Source organism: Polymorphospora sp. A560 (assembly GCF_045781765.1).
In the GTDB taxonomy this organism is placed as follows: Bacteria; Actinomycetota; Actinomycetes; order Mycobacteriales; family Micromonosporaceae; genus Polymorphospora; species Polymorphospora lycopeni.
Genome location: NZ_CP122282.1, coordinates 1,764,449 through 1,778,837, shown reverse-complemented (window position 1 = coordinate 1,778,837; position 14,389 = coordinate 1,764,449). Strand labels below are relative to the sequence as shown.

Here is a 14,389-nt window from a genome sequence, read left to right as displayed (position 1 = left end):
ACACAGATATCGACGCTGTCAAACATCTGCGCCTGCCGTGGGCGGCCGCTCAGGCGCCGGTCTCCGTGGCCGGTTCGGTGGTCGGCGTGGCCGGTGCGGTGGTGGCCGGTGGGGTGGTCGGCGGCGGGGTCGACGGCGACGGTGACGGCGGTCCGGTGGTCGGCGGCCGTGGTGGCACGGTCGCCGCCGGGATGGTCACCAGGCTGCCGGTCGGCGCCGGCGTGCCATAGCCGGTGCCGGGACCGGGGTCGACCGGCCGGCCGGGCAGCTCGGCCGGCGTGGGCGAGGGGATCACCTGCGGGCTCGGCCCGGCGGTCGCCGACGGGGCGACGGCCGGCGGCGGCTGGGGCGCGGGGCTGCCGCGCAGCAGGGTGCCGCCCAGCCACACCGCGGGACCGATCCCCACCGCCACGATCCCGGCGAAGAACATCGCCACATGCCTGTCCACCCGGGCACTCACGGCGCCAATACCATCACGCCGGCACCCGGCGGCGAGGCCGCGCGCCGGCACTGGACGGCAACGGTCGGATGACGTTTTGGTGACCGGTGCGTCACCTGTCCCCGAGCCGGAAGAGCACCGCGCCGTCGACCTCCTCGCGGGTGACCGGAAGGCCGTCGATCGGGCGGTCCAGCATGTCCTGCCAGCCGGTGCCGGGCAGGTAGCCGGGCAGCACGACGACCGTACGCACACCGAGTCCCCGCAGGTAGTCGATGCTGGCGGCGTCGGGGAAGGAGACGGTCATCGTCCGGGTCTGCGCCTGGGTCTGCGGCACGTGGGCGGCGAGGCCGTTGGCGATGCGCGGGAAGCCGTCGGTCGACCAGAGCATGTAGTGCAGTTCGGCGATGCCCTCGGGCGGCAGGATCAGCAGCGGTTCGGCGACATCGCGCAGGGCGAGCGGGGCGGGCGGGGCCGGCGGATGCGGGGTGCGGTTGACCCCTTCCAGCAGCACGAGGGCGAGCGGGACCAGGGCGAGGGCGAGAGCCATCCGGTCGCGCCGCCGACGTGCGGCCGGCGTCGGGACGACCGGGTGGTCCGCCGGCCCGCCGGAAACCGCCGGGGCGAGGGTGCCCGCCCGGCGTGGCGCGGGTATCCCCCGGCCCGGCCCGGCCTCGATCACCGGCACGTCGGCGGCCGGCGGTGCCGCCGGTCGCAGCCGGGGCACGCCGGCGACCACCGTGTCGTGGCCGGCCCGGGCGGCCGGCACCGTCGTGGCCGGCCCGTCCCCGGCGGCGACCGCCACGGCCGGCCCGTCTCCGGCGGCGATCGCCGCGTCCGCGTCCTTGCCGCCGGCCGGAGCGGCGGTCACGGCGGGCAGCGGCGCTTCCCCGCCGGTCGGCCGGTCCCTGCCGCCAGCGTCGTCCTCCACATCGGACGACGCGGTGCCGGCCATGCTCACCGCGCCGGCCGCGAGGAGGCCGAGCAGCAGGGTGGTCCACAGCACCAGCCGGCCGGGCGTACGCATCGCGTCCCAGCCCGGCAGCAGGTTCATCAACGTGACGTAGCCGGGATCGCCGTCGCCGAGGAACGAGCTTCCGGTGGCCAGGATCGCGCTGACCAGCACCCCGACCCCGAGCGCGATCCGGTGCCGCAGCCGCCACACGGAGAAGAACAGGCCGGTGACGGCGAGGCCGATCAGGGTGACCCCGGGCAGCAGCGTCATCTCCCCGGCGAACGACAGCGTCTCCCGGGCGGCCGCGTGCCGCTCGCCCCAGAGCCATGACTCCCCCGGCGCGGTGAAGAAGCCGCGCAGCGGCGGCGAGAACTGGTCGATGTGCGCGACCGTCCGCCGGCTGTCCGGGTGCAGCTCGACCACCTTGAGGTAAGGCAGTGCCATGAACACGGTGACGGCGGCGAAGACCGTGCCGCCGGCCAGGTCGGCGATCAGCAGCCGGCGGCCGAAGACCGGCCGCCCACGGCGCCACCAGGCCCAGCCGTAGCCGGCCGCGGCCACCAGCACGGCGGCGGCCAGGAGGTAGCCGAACGGCAGGCCGACGCCGAAACCGAGGGACATCTGCCAGGCCGCCACCAGCCAGCCGGCGACCACCCAGCCGGGGCGGCGCGACTCGGGCCGGTAGCCGTGCCGCAGCGACCAGCCGTGGCCGCGGGCCAGCATCGCCAGGGCGAGGGTGATCCCGCCGGTGGACAGCACGTGCAGGTGCCCGGCCTGGGCGAGCTTCCACGGCGCGTACGCGAAGGCGACGCCGGCCACCGCGGCGCCGATCCGGGTCGCGCCGAGCTGGCGGCCCAGCGCGTACGTCCCGAAGAACGCGAGCGCGTGCACCAGGACGTACAGGATGTTGTAGCGGGCGACGGCGGCCACCGGCCCCTCACCGATCATGCCGAGCGGCGCGTATCCGAGCAGGGTGTCGGAGTAGGCGTAGGTGAACAGCTCGGGATAGAAGGTGTTGGAGTGCCACAGGCTGGTCGGGTCGGTCTTCAGCGCGTGCCCGCCCCAGGCGATCTGCCAGGCTTGCAGGGTGGGGTCGCCGGTGTCCTGCGGGATGGTGCCGGTGATGTCCCGCAGCGTCGGCCACGTGAACAGCGCGGCGAGCAGCAGGCTGCCGGCGGCGGCGATGGTCCATTCGTGGCCGGCCGCCCTCCGCAGCGCTGCGGCGAGGCGGGGCAGGACCGAATTACCTTCTACGGTCATGCGCCACCTCGCTCCGCTCGGCGATCGCATGACTGGGCCCTGAGCAGGCCGATTCCCTCACTACGCTCGGTCATAGCGACGTCCTTGCCGGGGGCGGGGCGCGGGAGGCGTCCGGGTGGTGACAGATCCTCCACTATGGCGCCGGCCGCTGTCGACCCCGTCCCGCGATCGACGCCGATCGAAGCCGGACGTGCCGGCGCCGGCGCCCCGGGGAGGAGGGGCGCCGGCACCGGCAGGCTGGGAAACGGGACAGGGGGTTACCCGGTGACCAGGGTCAGGCCGTAGGTGCTGAGGATCGGGTTCACCGGCTGGTAGTAGGTGGTGCCGCCGAAGCTGCAGTTACCGGAGCCACCGGAGGTGACGCCCTGGGCCTCGGTGCCGGTCAGCCAGGAGCCGCCGGAGTCGCCGGGCTCGGCGCAGACGTTGGTACGGGTCAGGCCGTAGACGGTGCCCTGCGGGTAGTTGACGGTGGAGTTCTTGACCTGGAGCGTGCCGCAGTGCCATCCGGTGGTGGAGCCGGAGCGGCAGATCGCGGAGCCCTCGGACGCCTCGGCGGAGCCGGTCACCGTGACCGTGCCGCCGGCGTAGTTGTTGACCAGCGGAGGCGTGCTCCAGCTCGAGTTGGTGGCCACCCAGCCCATGTCCTCGCCGGGGAACGACGAGCCCTGGAAGGTGCCCTGGGCGACGTTGTTGTAGCCCTGGGTCGGGGTGCCCACCGTGCCGCAGTGGCCGGCGGTCACGAAGCCGCCGACGACCGAGAACCCGACGGAGCAGCGGCCGCCCATGTAGTAGGCGTCGCCACCGACCACGTCGTACAGCGGACGCGGGGACTCGTCCACCGTGACGACGTCGACGGTCGCGGCGTCGACCCCGGCGGCCTTGATGAACTCGGCGGCGGCGGTCGCCGCGCCCGGGTCGGCGAGCAGGACGACCCGGTTGGACTTCGCGTCGACATGCCAGCCGCTGATGGCGGCACCGGCGGCACCCGACTTGGCGTCCAACTTGGACTTGGTCGAGTCGAGGTCGGCGGCGCTGCGGTCGACGACCTTCGCGGTGGCGCCGGCGGCGCGTACGGCCGCCGCGTCGTGCTCGCTGGTGACGGCGACGACCAGGGCGGAGTTGTCCACCCAGGCACCGGCGAAGCCGGCACCGAGCTGCTTGCGCAGTTGCTGCTCGGTCTTCGCGGCGACCGCCTCGTCGGCGATGCGCTGGCGGGCCTGCGACTCGGTGAGCCCGAGGTCGCGTTCCATCGCGGCGAGCATTCCGGCCGGTACGTCGGCCGCGGGGGTCGGGGCCGCCGAGGCCGGCCCGCCGATGGCGAGCACGGTGGTCAGGCCCCCCGTCGCGACGGTGAGCGCGACGGCGGTGGCGAGGGTACGGCGCATTCTCGTCTCCTTCGTGTGGGGGATCCCGGACGCCCCGCTACCAGCGGTTAATGGGGGAAATCGGCGGGAAGGCCCCGGGCACGAATCAACTGCCATACCGACGTGGCTGAACTGGAGCAGCCAATAGGTAGCGGTCAACGTCCGGACGGATGATTGCCTCATCACCCGAAAGGACTGAACGCAGATTAACCATTGATCGAGATCTGTGGCTACATAACGTTGGGGTCATACCGCCGACGTTATGGAACCGGTATCACCCGCCCCGGACGACGCCGCCTCACCCGCCCACGGCGCAACATCGACCCTGGTAGGGCAGGCTGACCGGAGGGAAGGTGACCATGGCGACGGCAGGGATGACGCGCACCGACGAGGAACTCCAGCGCGACGTTCTGGACGAGCTGAAATGGGACGCCCGGGTGCAGCCCAACGAGATCGGGGTCATCGCCCGCAACGGGGTCGTGACCCTGACCGGAAAGGTCGACAACTACGCGCGGAAGTGGTCGGCGGAACGCACCGCCCACCGCGTCCGCGGGGTCCGGGCGGTCGCCAACGACATCGAGGTGCAGTTGTCCCCCGCGGCCGAACGCACCGACTCGGACATCGCCGACGCCGCGACCCGGGCCCTTGAATGGGACGCGTTCGTGCCGGTCGACAACGTCGACGTGACCGTCTCCGCGGGTTGGGTGATGGTGCGGGGCGAGGTCGAGTGGGAGTACCAGCGCCGGGCCGCCGAACGGACGGTACGCCGCCTCGCCGGCGTACGCGGCGTCACCAACGGCATGACCGTACGGCCCCGGGCCGGGATCTCCCCCGACGACCTGCGGCAACTGATCGGCGAGGCCCTGGTCCGCAGCGTCGAGACCGACGTCGACCGGCTGACCATCGCCGTACAGGGCGACCGGGTGGTGCTCAACGGGAGTGTGCGCTCCTGGCTCGAACGCGAGGAGGCCGAGCGGGTCGCCTGGTCGGCGCCGGGTGTCTCGTCGGTCGACAACCGGATCAAGGTCAGCCTGTGACCGCGGCCGGGATCACACCGCTGCAGGTGACCGTCAGCCGGCTGCGGGCCGCGGTGACCGACGAGGATCACACCCAGGGGCCGCTGGACGCGCCGGCCACCGTGGTCGTGTACGGCGACTTCCAGTGCCCGCACTGCGCGGCGGCGTACCCGAACCTGCGGGAGCTGCGGCGGCAACGGCCGGGCACCGTACGGCTGGTGTTCCGGCACTTCCCGCTCGCCAACGTGCACCCGTACGCCGAGATCGCCGCGGAGACCGCCGAGGCGGCCGGCGTACGGGGACAGTTCTGGGCCATGCACGACTGGCTCTTCGCCCACCAGGACCAGCTCGACCCGGTGCACCTGGCGCTGGGTACGCAGCACGTCGGCCTCCCGGTCGAGGAGGTCGCCGCCGAGGTCAACGACCACGTGCACCTCGACCGGATCCGGCGCGACTTCGTCAGCGGGGTACGCAGCGGGGTGGACGGCACGCCGAGCATCTTCGTCAACGGGACGCGGCACGAGGGGACGTACGCGCTGTCGGACCTGCTGACCGCGGTCGACGGCGCCGCCCGCCACTGAGCGGGGGGCGCCGGCCGCCGGCTTTGGTCCACAGTGGATACGACGGTCAGAGCAGGCGCAGTTCGCGGGCCCGGCGGACCGCCTCGCGACGCCTCGTGGCGTCCAGCTTCCGGTAGATGTTGCGCACGTGCGTCTTCACCGTGTTGACCGAAAGCGACATCTCGGCAGCTATCTCCACATTGGACAGGATGCTCTGGAGGTAGCGCAGCACGGTCAGTTCCCGCTCGGTCAGCTCCTCCCCCGACGGCGGCGCCGGTGGCGGCGCGCCCGGCACCGGCCCGGCCGCCGTGCCGGTCGCGTCGATCAGCTCGTTGACCAGCGGCCAGTACGCGGTTCCCGAGTCGAGGTGCGCGGCCAGCAGGTCGCGCAGTGGCGGGCCGTACCGGACGAACACCCGCCGGAACCCTTCCGGCTCGGCGAGCGCGAGCACCCGCTCCAGCGCCCGGGTCGCCCGCCGCCGGTCGCCGAGCCGGCTGGCGGTCAGCGCGTCCAGCAGGCCGGCGTCGAGCCGTACCGCGAGCCGGTCGCCGGGCCGGCCGTCCTCCCAGCTGGGCAGCAGCCGCGCGGCGGTCCGCGGGTCGCCGCCGCGCAGGTGGGTACGGGACAGCGCCACCGCGACCGGTGCCGGCAGCGCCGTCGCCCCGTCCGCCGGGGCGGAGCCGTTCGGTCCCCGACCGGGCCGGAATCGGTCGACCAGCGGTCGCAGCACCGTCCGGGCGGTGTCCACGTCGCCGTGCGCGGTACGCAGCTCCGCCTCCGCGACGGCGAACCAGAGCGCGACGAACCGGGCGGTCGGCCGGCCGGACAGCACCGCCCGGCCGGCACGCAACGCCTGGTAGCCACCGGTCAGGTCGCCCCGGTCGTGGCGCAGCTCGGCGGTGACGACGTCGACCAGCGCGGCGAGCTGGGGCTCCTCGGCCCGCCCGGCGGCGGTGATCTCCGCCTCGGCCTCGTCGGGCCGGCCCCGCTCCGCCGCGACGACGGCCAGGGCCAGGTGGGCGTACGCGCAGTCGGGCGGGCGGACCGGGTCCTGGCACCGGGGCAGGGCGAGCACCTGCCGGGCGATCCGTTGCGCGGCGTCCAGTTCGCCGCGGAGCGCGCGGATCAGCGCCAGCCGGCTGCCGCAGGACAGCACGGCGCGGTCCGGCCCGGCCGCCTCCGCGTCGGCGAGCCCGTCGACCAGCACGGCCTGCGCGCCGTCGAGGTCACCGGCGGTCAGCCGGGCGGCCCCGAGCGCCGCCTGCGCCGCCGCCCGCTCCCGCCCGTCGCCGTTCGGTTCGACCAGGGCGAGCAGCCGGCTGGCGGCCGACCGCACCGCGCCGTCGTCACCGCCGAGCTGCGCGAACACCAGGTGGACGGCGGCGGCCAGCACCACGAACCGGTCCCGCCGCCCGCCGGTCAGCCGCCGCGCGAGTTCGTCGCCGAGCCGCAACCAGCTCCCGGCTGTCGCCGGGTCGTCGCCGAGCCGGTCCAGCGCGTAGGCGAGCGCCAGCTCCGGCCCGGACCGGACCGCGTCGTCCGGCGGCGGCGGAGCCGGGTCGGTGGCCGGCCCGGCCGGGACGTACGGAAGCAGCTCCGGCCAGTGCCCGGCCAGGACGCCGGTGGCACCGGCCCAGTCGCGGGCGGCGAGCGCGTGCCGCAGCGCCTCGGCGGGCCGGGCCTGCCCGGCATGCCACGCCGCGGCGCGGCGGTGCAGGTCGGCGGCCGCACCCGGATCGTGCCGGTGCAGCTCGGCACGCAGCAGTTCGCCGAGCATCCGGTGGCACCGCCAGGCCGGCGGCCGGCCGCCGGCCGCGCGGACCAGCCCGGTGTGCCGTTCCAGTTCGCCGAGCAGCCGTTCGCCGTCCGGGCGGCCGGTCAGCGTCTCGACCAGTTCGCCGGTGAGCCGGTCGGCGACGCAGCCCCGCCGCAGCACGTCGCGCAGGTCGGCGGGCAGCCCGGCGAGAACCTCCTCGGCCAGGTAGCCGGCGATGACCGGGTGGTCGCCGGTGAACCCGTCGACCAGGCCCGCCGGCTCGGGGTGGCCCTTCAGGGCGTCCGCCGCCAACCGCAACCCGGCCGGCCAGCCCTCGGTGCGGTCGTGCAGGTCGTCGACGAGTCCGGCCGGCAGCGCGACCCCGTGCCCGGCGAGCAGCTCGGCGGCCTCGTCCGGGCCGAAGGTCAGGTCGGCGGCCCGGATCTCGGTCAGCTCGTCGGCGAGCCGGAACCGGTGCAGCGGCAGGGCCGGCTCCCGCCGGGTGCCGACGACCAGCCGCAGCCCCGCGTGCCGCAGCAGCAGGTCGACGCCGGCCAGCACGTCGGCGTCGTCGAGCAGGTGGAAGTCGTCGACGACCAGGGTGACGGGCTCCGGCCGCCGGGCGAGCGCGTCGGCCAGCCGTAGCGGCCCGTCGGAGCCGGCGGGGCCGTCGGGGCCGACGGTGGTGTCGAGTGCGGCGCGGACGTACGCCCAGAAGCGGTCGGCGCCGTCGCCGGCGTCGACGGACAGCCAGCCCGGCGGGCCGTCGGGCCGCTCGCGCGCCCAGGCGGCGAGCAGGGTCGTCTTGCCCCAGCCCGCCGGTCCGGTCACGATCGTGACCGGGCCGGCGGCACCGGAGTCGAGCAGCCCGAGGAGCCGCGTACGCCGTACCGACACCGCCGGTGCCGGCGGCACGGCCAGCTTCGACGCCAGCAGGGGAAGATCCCCGGTGACTTCGCGGTCCTCGCGCATCCGTCCCACCCCCGCGGAGACGAATCGATGGCTGCCAACTGCGGGAGCCGTGGCGGCCTCCCGTGCGGTCGGCGGTTACCCACCTCGGCGCGGTTCACCCCTTGCGGACGAGACATCTTCACCCGGCCGGTGGCGGGCGGTTCACCCGGTGGACCGGGCGGCCCCCATCGGTTCGCGGACCAGGGACTGGTCGATGAAGCAGTACTGCCAGTTCTCGCCCGGCTCCAGCGACCGCATCAGCGGGTGCCCGGTCTCCCGGAAGTGCGCCTCGGCGTGGTTGTTGACCGAGTCGCTGCAACAGCCGACCGCGCCGCAGGTCAGGCACATCCGCAACTGCACCCAGTCGTCGCCGGTCTCGGCGCACTGCGGGCACTCGTCGGCGTCGCTCTCGGTGATCTGGATCCGGTCGAGGTGGGTGCAGGCGGTGCTCGTCGTCTCCTCGCGGACGTAGCGCCAGTTGGACTTGATCAGCCGGTCCGGCATCACCCGGGCCAGGTAGCGCGACTGCGACGCGAGCAGCGGGCTGAGGACGGCGAGCACGAGTACGTAGAGGGCGACGAACGGGCCGATCCGCGGGTCGAGGCCGGCGGCGAGCGCCAGCGTGGCCAGGATCAGCGAGAACTCGCCACGGCCCAGGACGGTCAGGCCGACATTGGCGGCCCCGCGCTGGTTGAAGCCGAAGAGGCTCCCGGCGATCATGCCGGCGATCACGTTGACCACGATCGTCACCAGCACCGCGATCAGCACCGGCACCGCGACCGTGCCGATCGCGCCGATGTCGATGCTCAGGCCGAACGCCACGAAGAACACCGCGGCGAAGACGTCGCGCAGCGGCAGGACCAGCCGCTCGACCCGCTCCCGGACCGACGTACGGGCCACCACCAGGCCGATCATCAGCGCGCCGATCGCGTCGGAGACGCCGACCTCGGCCGACAGCCCGGCGACGAGGACCACCAGGCCGACCATCAGGATCGCCAGCAGCTCGTCCTCGTGACTGTCGATGATCTTGCCGATCACGCGGGCCCCGAACCGGGCCAGGGCGAACAGCAGCACCAGGTAGCCGAAGCTGATGCCGATCCGCAGCGCCAACTGCCCCGGTGAACTGGCGCCGGAGAGGATCGGCGACAGCAGGGTCAGGTAGAAGGCGAGGAACAGGTCCTCGATCACGATGATGCCCAGGATCACCGGCGTCTCGGCGTTGGTCAGCCGGCGCAGCTCGATGAGCAGCTTGGTGGCGATCGCCGACGACGAGATGCCGAGCGCCCCGGCGATCACGAACGCCTCCGAGGTGCCCCAGCCCAGCCCGAACCCCAGGACCAGGCCGGCGCCGACGTTCAGGCCGATGTAGCAGCCGGCCGCGATGAACAGCCGCTTCCCGCTGCCGAGCACCTGCTCGACCGGGAACTCGACGCCGAGATGGAACAGCAGCAGCACCAGGCCCAGCGACGCCAGCAGCGACAGGTCCTCCGGGTGCGGAATCAGCACCGGGCCGGGCGTGCCGGGGCCGAGCAGCATCCCGGCCAGCATGAAGAACGGTACGGTCGGCAGCCCGAACCGCCGGCCGGCGCGCGCCAGCAGGCCCGCGATCAGAACCAGGGCGCCGAAGCCGATCAGGTCAGCGTGCACGTGTGGGTCCCACAGCCTCAGTCGAAGAATGTGCCGGCGAGCACGGCCCCGACCTTGCGGGCCTGTTCCTCGGTCAGCTCGATCACCGCGACCGGCTCGTCCGACTTGGCGGTGAAGACGTAGAGGTCACGCACCCCGTCCCGGCGGGTCACCACCGAGACCCGGTCGGTGCTGCCACCCAGGTCGAAGTCGTAACGCTTGCCGATGCCCGGCAGCTCCTGCACCCGTACACCCTTGCCCATGACACCCACTCGCTTCGCTCGCAGTCGCCATGCGCCGGCCCGGGCCACCGGCCCGCCCGCTCATGACCGCTCTCCCCGACGACCGGACGGTCGCTCGTCGCCCGCAAAGCGTACGCGCCCCCGGGCCCGTACCGGAGCCACCGATCCCCCGGGATCGATCTTTTACATGCCCGACATTGATCACGCGTCCGGGCGGATACTCGGTCGGTGTACGAAGCCATCTGCCACGGCGGACCGCTCGACGGCCAGCACGCCATCAGCCGGCGCCCGGCGGGGTTCCTCCTCGTCGACCGGCCGGCCGGGCAGTGCTGGATCTACGACTACCGGGCGGACGCCGGCTTCGAGGTCCGGACCCCGGACGGGATGCCGGTGCTGACCACCGGGCCGCGCGGCCGGCACCGGGCGGCCGAGGAGGGCCGGTACGACGTACTCGCCGCACCGTGGGTCGAAACGGTCGCGCCGTTCGACGGCGGCGCCCGGCAGCCGGGCGGGTGACCGGACGATGACCACCGAGACCACCCGGCAACTGCGGTACGCCGCCCAGAAATGGGAGGACGAGGCCGGCTACCCCTCGGCGGTGCTGTCCGGAATCGTTCCCGACGCCGCGCATCTTGCCCGCGGCGGCCCGCACGTGTCGATCGAGGACCTGCGGCTGCACGGCAACTATCCGGACTACAGCACCCCGGACCCGCTCGGCCGGCCGCCGGCGGTGGTGAACCTGAAGGCCGCCGCCGCGATCGACATGTCGGTCAGCCGGGCCGACATGGTCAAGTCGCACGGCCGGGTCTACCGGGTCTGGCTCGACCCGACCGACCCGCGCCGCCGCTACGTCAACGCGATCAACGTGTGGGACGGCGTACCCGGCAACCTGCCCGACCGGTTCAACTTCCAGACCGGCGAGCGCACCAAGACCGACCGCAGCCACGAATGGCACTGCCACGCCGACTTCGTCCGGTCGCGCTGGGACGAGCAGTCCGTCGGCCGCGACGTCGCCGACCGCGCCGCCCGCGCCTTCGTCTCGCTGATCAGCGGCGAGAGCCGGCAGACCTGGATCGACCGCGAAGGACCGGCCATCGCGGGCGAGGAGGCCATGGAGGCGTCGAACAGCCCCGGCAGACCTTCAAGATCGCTCTGAACCAACTAGGCCGAACGGCGTACGACCAGGTGCAGGAACTCGCCGTCGCGGTCCGGTGCCGGCCGGTCGTCCAGCTCGGCCAGCACCGAGTCGACCACCACCCCGGCCAGCGCGTCGATGTCGATGGCGACGGTGGTCACCCCGATCGCGGCGATCGGCACGTTGTCCACCCCGATCACGTCCAGGTCGACGCCGGCCCGCAACCCCATCGTCTCCAGCCCGGCCATCAGCACCAGCGCGACGTCGTCGTTGTGGGCACAGACGGCGGTGACCGGCTCGGGCCGGTCCCGCCACGACGCGACGGCGGGCCGTACGTCGGCCCGCTCGAAGTCGACCACCTCGACGACCGGTTCGGGCAGCCCCGCCTCGGCACACACCTGGCGTACGCCGCTGAGCCGGCTGTCGGCGAAGACCTGGAGGTGCGGGTCGCCGGGCATGGCGAACCCGAGCCGGCGGTGGCCCTTCGACAGCAGGTATTCGGCCTGCATCCGGCCGATCCGTGGGAAGGAGACGATGCCGTCGACGTCGACGAGCCGGGCCTCGGAGTATTCGACGGCGGCCCGCTCGTCGGCGCTGAGGCCGCCGGTCGTGACGACCAGGGCCGGCGACACCAGCCCCCACAGGTCGGTGATCGACCGCAGCGCCTCGGCGTGGTGGTGCACCAGCAGGGCGTATCCGCGGGCGGCCAGGGCGGTGTTCAGCGCGTCGAGTGCCTTGTCGAACAGGAAGCCGATCCCGAAGCCGGGCACCAGGGCGAGGACGAGGTTGGTGCGCCCCGACCGCAGGGCCCGCGCCGGCGCGTACGGCATGTGCCCGAGCCGTTTCGCCGTCGACCGGACCAGTTCTCTGGTCGCCTGGGAGATGTTGCGGTTCGGTACGTCGTTGAGCACGTAGCTGACCGTCGCCCTGGACACCCCGGCGGCGCGGGCGACGTCGGCGCTGGTGACCCGGCGCCGCCGGCCGGCCGGACGGTCGCCATCGACAGCGGTCATTGCATCGCCCGCTCGGGTAGACCTCGCATGGCGGTCGATTATCGCACGGGGTAACACTGCGCGACGATCCGGAGACAGGCCGGCCGGGGGCGGGCGTCTCCGCTTCGGTCCGGGCCCGCCCGGCCTCACATCCGGTCCGGCGTGCCGATACCGAGCAGGTACAGCCCCTGACGCAGCACCCGGGCGGTGAGGTCGCACAGCACGAGCCGACTGTCGCGTACCGGGCCGTCGGCGCGCAGGACCGGGCACCGCTCGTAGAAGCCGCTGAACGTCGCCGCCACCGTGTGCAGGTAGCCGGCGAGCCGGTGGAACTCCAGGCTCTGCCCGACCTCGGTGACGACCGGCTCGAAGCCGAGCAGTTCCAGCGCCAGGGCCCGCTCGGCCGGTTCACCGACGACAACGGGGACGCCGGCCGGTACGCCGGTCCCGGCCCGCCGGAAGATGGACCGGATCCGGGCGTGGGCGTACTGGAGATAGGGGGCGGTGTTGCCGTCCAGCGACAGCATCCGCTGCCAGTCGAAGACGTAGTCCTTGATCCGGTCGGTGGACAGGTCGGCGTACTTCACCGCCCCGATCCCGACCGCCCGTGCCACCTCGGCGACGGCCGCCTCGTCCAGGTCGGGGTTCTTCCGCCGGGCCAGTTCGGCGGCCCGCTGGACGGCCTCGTCGAGCAGGTCGACGAGCTTCACCGTGCCGCCGGCCCGGCTGCGCAGCATCCGGCCGTCCGGCCCGAGAACCGAACCGAAGCCGACGTGTTCGGCGGTGACCGGCGGCCGCAGCCAGCCCGCCTCCCGGGCTACCGCGAACACCATCTCGAAGTGCTGCCGCTGCGGTGTCCCGACGACGTAGAGCAGCCGGGTCGCGCCCAGGTCCACGATCCGGTGCCGGATCGCCGCGAGATCGGTGGTGCCGTACCCGTACCCGCCGTCCCGCTTGCGGACGATGACCGGCAACGGCTCGCCGTCCCGGCCGGTGAAGCCGGCCGGGAAGACGCAGGCGGCGTCACCGCTGTCGCGCAGCAGCCCGGCCCGGTCCAGCTCGGCGACCACCGGGGCGAGCCGGTCGTTGTAGCGGCTCTCCCCCTGGAAGTCGGCGGCGGTCAGGGTGACGTCGAGCCGGCCGTAGACGGACAGGAAGTACCGCTCCGACTCGGCGACCAGCAGCCGCCACAACCGCGACGTCAGCTCGTCGCCGCCCTGCAACGCCACCACCCGGCGCCGGGCCCGTTCCCGGAACGCGTCGTCGGCGTCGAACTTCACCCGCGCCGCCCGGTAGAACGAGTCGAGGTCACCGACCGACAGTTCGTGCGCCGCCGTCGACTCCCCCAGGTCGAGCAGGTGCTCGATCAGCATCCCGAACGGCGTGCCCCAGTCACCCAGGTGGTTCGCCCGGAGCACGGTGTGCCCGAGCCACTGCGAGAGCCGTACGGCGGCGTCACCGATGACCGTCGACCGCAGGTGGCCGACGTGCATCTCCTTGGCGACGTTCGGTCCCGAATAGTCGACGACCACGGTCTGCGGCGTGGTGCTGGCCGGGACGCCCAGCCGGTCGTCGGCGGCCATCCCGGACAGCAGCGAACCGAGCGCCCCGTCGGCGACGGTCAGGTTGACGAAACCGGGCCCGGACACCTCGACGGACGCGCACAGGTCGGAAAGGTCGGCCCGGCGCACCACCTCGACGGCCACGTCCCGTGGTGCCCGGCGCAGCCGGCGGGCCAGCGACAGGGCGGCGTCGGACTGGAAGTCCGCGTGCTGCGACCGCCGTACGGCCGGGTCGACCGGCTCGCCGGGGCCGGCCTCGCCGCCGGCGGCGGTCACCGCCGCGAACGCCGGTGCCAGCCGGTCGGCGAGCAGCTTTTCGAGGTTCATCGGTACGCCAATCTCGGCCCGGCCACGGTGCGGCCACGGGCCCGACGGGGCGGACCGGTCGACGGTGAGATGGCATCCGGCGGATCGATCCGCCGGACACGGAAAAGGTCAGTGCAGGCGGTCTGGCAGGGCTCGCAGGCGAGCCGCCCGTCGCTCGCGGCGAGCCGACGGGACGCACAGACCGGTGCTGGACATGGACCGCAGACT

Annotated in this window: 12 protein-coding genes; 4 read left to right on the top strand and 8 right to left on the bottom strand. The window is 73.6% G+C overall.

The window, feature by feature from the left end; genetic code table 11:
* Nucleotides 1–49 precede the first annotated feature (49 nt).
* The 3 genes from QCD66_RS08170 to QCD66_RS08160 form a co-directional block, all read right to left on the bottom strand.
* Entirely contained in the window at nucleotides 50–460 is a 411-nt protein-coding gene (locus tag QCD66_RS08170; protein WP_364209396.1) for a hypothetical protein, read from the bottom strand.
* 91 nt (nucleotides 461–551) lie between these two features.
* Nucleotides 552–2,651 (bottom strand): hypothetical protein, encoded by a 2,100-nt coding sequence (locus QCD66_RS08165; protein WP_407567061.1) that lies wholly within the window; start codon nucleotides 2,649–2,651, stop codon nucleotides 552–554.
* Between the two features lie 257 nt (nucleotides 2,652–2,908).
* The gene (locus QCD66_RS08160) at nucleotides 2,909–4,036 is read right to left on the bottom strand and encodes a S1 family peptidase (RefSeq protein WP_364209390.1); all 1,128 of its coding nucleotides are present in this window, start codon (nucleotides 4,034–4,036) and stop codon (nucleotides 2,909–2,911) included.
* Between the two features lie 338 nt (nucleotides 4,037–4,374).
* Between QCD66_RS08160 and QCD66_RS08155 the strand changes: the two genes are divergently transcribed.
* Both QCD66_RS08155 and QCD66_RS08150 read left to right on the top strand, forming a co-directional pair.
* Nucleotides 4,375–5,052, top strand: coding sequence for a BON domain-containing protein (locus tag QCD66_RS08155; protein ID WP_364209387.1), 678 nt, complete (start codon nucleotides 4,375–4,377; stop codon nucleotides 5,050–5,052).
* Entirely contained in the window at nucleotides 5,049–5,612 is a 564-nt protein-coding gene (locus tag QCD66_RS08150) for a thioredoxin domain-containing protein (RefSeq protein WP_364209384.1), read from the top strand. The genes QCD66_RS08155 and QCD66_RS08150 overlap by 4 nt, the downstream gene beginning before the upstream one ends.
* A 46-nt stretch (nucleotides 5,613–5,658) precedes the next feature.
* On the opposite strand, the gene QCD66_RS08145 is transcribed toward QCD66_RS08150, so the two are convergent.
* The 3 genes from QCD66_RS08145 to QCD66_RS08135 all read right to left on the bottom strand — a co-directional run bounded on the left by QCD66_RS08145 (nucleotide 5,659) and on the right by QCD66_RS08135 (nucleotide 10,169).
* Nucleotides 5,659–8,319: a LuxR C-terminal-related transcriptional regulator gene (locus tag QCD66_RS08145; RefSeq protein WP_375733658.1), complete on the bottom strand. Its 2,661-nt coding sequence runs from the start codon at nucleotides 8,317–8,319 to the stop codon at nucleotides 5,659–5,661.
* 141 nt (nucleotides 8,320–8,460) lie between these two features.
* On the bottom strand, nucleotides 8,461–9,945 hold the full coding sequence (locus QCD66_RS08140; protein WP_375733657.1) for a cation:proton antiporter: 1,485 nt from the start codon (nucleotides 9,943–9,945) through the stop codon (nucleotides 8,461–8,463).
* Between the two features lie 17 nt (nucleotides 9,946–9,962).
* Nucleotides 9,963–10,169 carry a potassium transporter TrkA gene (locus tag QCD66_RS08135; protein ID WP_375733656.1) on the bottom strand — a complete coding sequence of 69 codons (207 nt, stop codon included), beginning with the start codon at nucleotides 10,167–10,169 and terminating at the stop codon, nucleotides 9,963–9,965.
* A gap of 225 nt (nucleotides 10,170–10,394) precedes the next feature.
* On the opposite strand from QCD66_RS08135, the gene QCD66_RS08130 reads away from it, so the two are divergent.
* Nucleotides 10,395–10,682: a hypothetical protein gene (locus QCD66_RS08130; protein ID WP_375733655.1), complete on the top strand. Its 288-nt coding sequence runs from the start codon at nucleotides 10,395–10,397 to the stop codon at nucleotides 10,680–10,682.
* A 7-nt stretch (nucleotides 10,683–10,689) separates the two neighbouring features.
* The gene (locus tag QCD66_RS08125) at nucleotides 10,690–11,322 is read left to right on the top strand and encodes a hypothetical protein (RefSeq protein WP_375733654.1); all 633 of its coding nucleotides are present in this window, start codon (nucleotides 10,690–10,692) and stop codon (nucleotides 11,320–11,322) included.
* A gap of 5 nt (nucleotides 11,323–11,327) precedes the next feature.
* Here QCD66_RS08125 and QCD66_RS08120 read toward each other — a convergent pair whose 3' ends face one another.
* Nucleotides 11,328–12,314, bottom strand: coding sequence for a LacI family DNA-binding transcriptional regulator (locus QCD66_RS08120; protein ID WP_375733653.1), 987 nt, complete (start codon nucleotides 12,312–12,314; stop codon nucleotides 11,328–11,330).
* 125 nt (nucleotides 12,315–12,439) lie between these two features.
* Nucleotides 12,440–14,182 carry an arginine--tRNA ligase gene (gene argS, locus QCD66_RS08115; protein WP_375733652.1) on the bottom strand — a complete coding sequence of 581 codons (1,743 nt, stop codon included), beginning with the start codon at nucleotides 14,180–14,182 and terminating at the stop codon, nucleotides 12,440–12,442.
* Between the last annotated feature and the right edge of the window lie 207 nt (nucleotides 14,183–14,389).